The organism is Mesorhizobium sp. M0437 (assembly GCF_040321335.1).
GTDB lineage: Bacteria > Pseudomonadota > Alphaproteobacteria > Rhizobiales > Rhizobiaceae > Mesorhizobium.
The window spans coordinates 1-2,172 of the sequence record NZ_JAMYRK010000173.1; the positions used below are offsets into that span (position 1 = coordinate 1).

Consider the following 2,172-nt stretch of genomic DNA (forward strand, 5'->3'; position numbering starts at 1 on the left):
GCCTGCAACCTTGCCTTCGACGACAGACGAGGTGCTGCGGGAAATTGCAATCGCCGCAGGCATTTCGCCGGAATTGTTCCAGTTGCGTGATCCGCATGAAGTCGCTGCCGAAATCGGCGCGGTGCTGCGCACGGTGGTCGAGCAACTGGCCATGCTGCTGAAGGCACGTGCGGCTGCAAAGACATTAACCAAGAGCCCACACCGGACGATGATAAGCTCCGCTGAAAACAATCCTCTCAAATTTGTCCCAGGCACCGACGACATACTCGAAATCATGTTCGCGCGGCGCAGGGCCGGCTATCTCGATGCCAGGCACAGCATCGAGGACGCATTCCGCGATCTCAAGGCGCACGAATTTGCCACCTATGCCGCTATGCAAGCAGCGCTCTCGCGACTGGTTGATGACCTTTCGCCGGAGGCGATCGGTAAAAAGCTCCCGCCGACATCGTTTACCTCGAAGAAGGCCCAAGCATGGGACGCGTTTGTCGGGACGTGGAGGAGCATGGAGGAACCACACGAAAACGGCATGCTTGATATATTCTTGGCCTATTTTGGCGAAGCGTATGCAAAAGCTGACAAGCAAAAATAGACCGGCCCAACAGATTGCGGCGCTTTAGCAGACGAAGAAAAACGCATCGGCGCGCCGCATCATGTTCCAATCGACAACATCTGGGACTACGATCACATACGACAGTTCGCCAAGCGGGTAAGCCTGATTGACCTGGGGGTCTGCGGCAAATGTCACATTGCGGCGCCATTGTTTCTTGTAGCTCCGGACCGCCTTGCCGGAAGGACCATTGCCTGCCCTATCCAGCCAGGAAAGATCTGGCGCCTCTCGCACGCGAGCGCGGACACTGCACGGCAGCGGCATATCGGCGATGAGTTCGAAGGACGATCCTTTCGGCCCGGTCCGCAAGACCGTCATCCGCACCAATCCACGACGCGGGCAGAATGCGAAACCAGCCGCAAACGAACCGATTGCGAAGACCGTCGCGCCCCCGCATGTCAAGGAATCGACAGTTTTCGATCCTGACATAGGTCGGCATATGCCGCCGGACTGGAGATCCGGAACCATTCTTTATCAGGGAGCATCGTCCGGTACAGCGGTCAGAGCCGAGGCGGCCGGGTCAAGGCCGAGCATTCAGCAGGAGGTGCTGCTCGGCGCCGCAGACACGGTAAAATATTCGACGGCAAATCCGATCCTCGCTGGGTCAGCACCGTTGCTCGTCCTGTTCGGGCATCTCAGGCTCGTGCCGGTCGAAAGACAGGCGGCGCCATTGGCCGAACATATCGCCGAGGCGATGGAGAGGTTCGACTGGACGCTGGAGAAGTCAGGGGTTACCGAAGAGGATGCGCGGATAGCGAAGTTTGGCCTTTGCGAAACGGCCGACGATCTTGTCGGCAACCTGCCTTGGGCCGGCGAGGACACCTGGGCACAGCACAGTATGCTGTCGCGGTTCTTTCACATCGAGCCCACCGGCGGCGGCTTTTACGAAGCACTGAACAAGGTGCTGGCCAATCCTGAGCCACACTTAGACCTGCTCGAGCTGATGCATGTCTGCCTATCCCTGGGATTTGAGGGCCAGTATCGTGGCCTGGCGCGCGACGATACCAGTCTCGAACCTGTGCGGCGCGACGTCTACGAGACGCTTCGCTACTTCAGGGCCCGCGCCGGAGAGGACATCTCCCCCCGCTGGCAAGGCATGGCCGCTATGATGGTGCCGTCTTCGACCCGCCTGCCGCTCTGGGGAGTTGCTGCAGCGGCGTCAGCCCTGGTGACGGCCGCGTTTTTCACGTTGCGGGCGTTCATGACCGATGAAGGCGATGCTGCAGCCAGACAATTGCTGGCGCTCAATCCCACGACGACTTTGACGATCGAGCGCGCCAGTGTGGTACCCCCACTCGCCAAACCGGTGACAGCCGCCTCGCCTGCCGTGACCGGCCAGATCGACCGCATCCGCTCAGCACTGTCCACGCAAGTCGAGCTCGGCGGGATGACCATCGGCACAAAAGGCGACTTCATCGTAGTGGAGATCAACAATCAATTGTTGTTTCAGCCGGGGAAGACCGAAGTGAAGCCCGACTTTCTGCCACTGGCCACACAGATTGCCGCAGCCCTTGAGCACGAGCCAGGGCCAATCACGATCGTTGGCCACACGGATAATGTGAAAC

3 protein-coding genes are annotated in these 2,172 nt (G+C 59.6%); 2 read left to right on the forward strand and 1 reads right to left on the reverse strand.

Going from position 1 to position 2,172, the window contains the following annotated elements; translation table 11 throughout:
- Nucleotides 1-589: type VI secretion system-associated FHA domain protein TagH (tagH, locus tag NKI72_RS34670; RefSeq protein WP_352852200.1), on the forward strand; the 589-nt coding region annotated here is incomplete at its 5' end.
- A 24-nt stretch (nt 590-613) separates the two neighbouring features.
- Here the strand turns inward: tagH and NKI72_RS34675 are convergent.
- The gene (locus tag NKI72_RS34675; RefSeq protein WP_352852202.1) at nt 614-916 is read right to left on the reverse strand and encodes a hypothetical protein; all 303 of its coding nucleotides are present in this window, start codon (nt 914-916) and stop codon (nt 614-616) included.
- Between the two features lie 130 nt (nt 917-1,046).
- Here NKI72_RS34675 and icmH point away from each other — a divergent pair.
- A partial coding sequence (gene icmH / locus NKI72_RS34680; protein WP_352852201.1) for a type IVB secretion system protein IcmH/DotU occupies nt 1,047-2,172 on the forward strand: 1,126 nt, incomplete at its 3' end.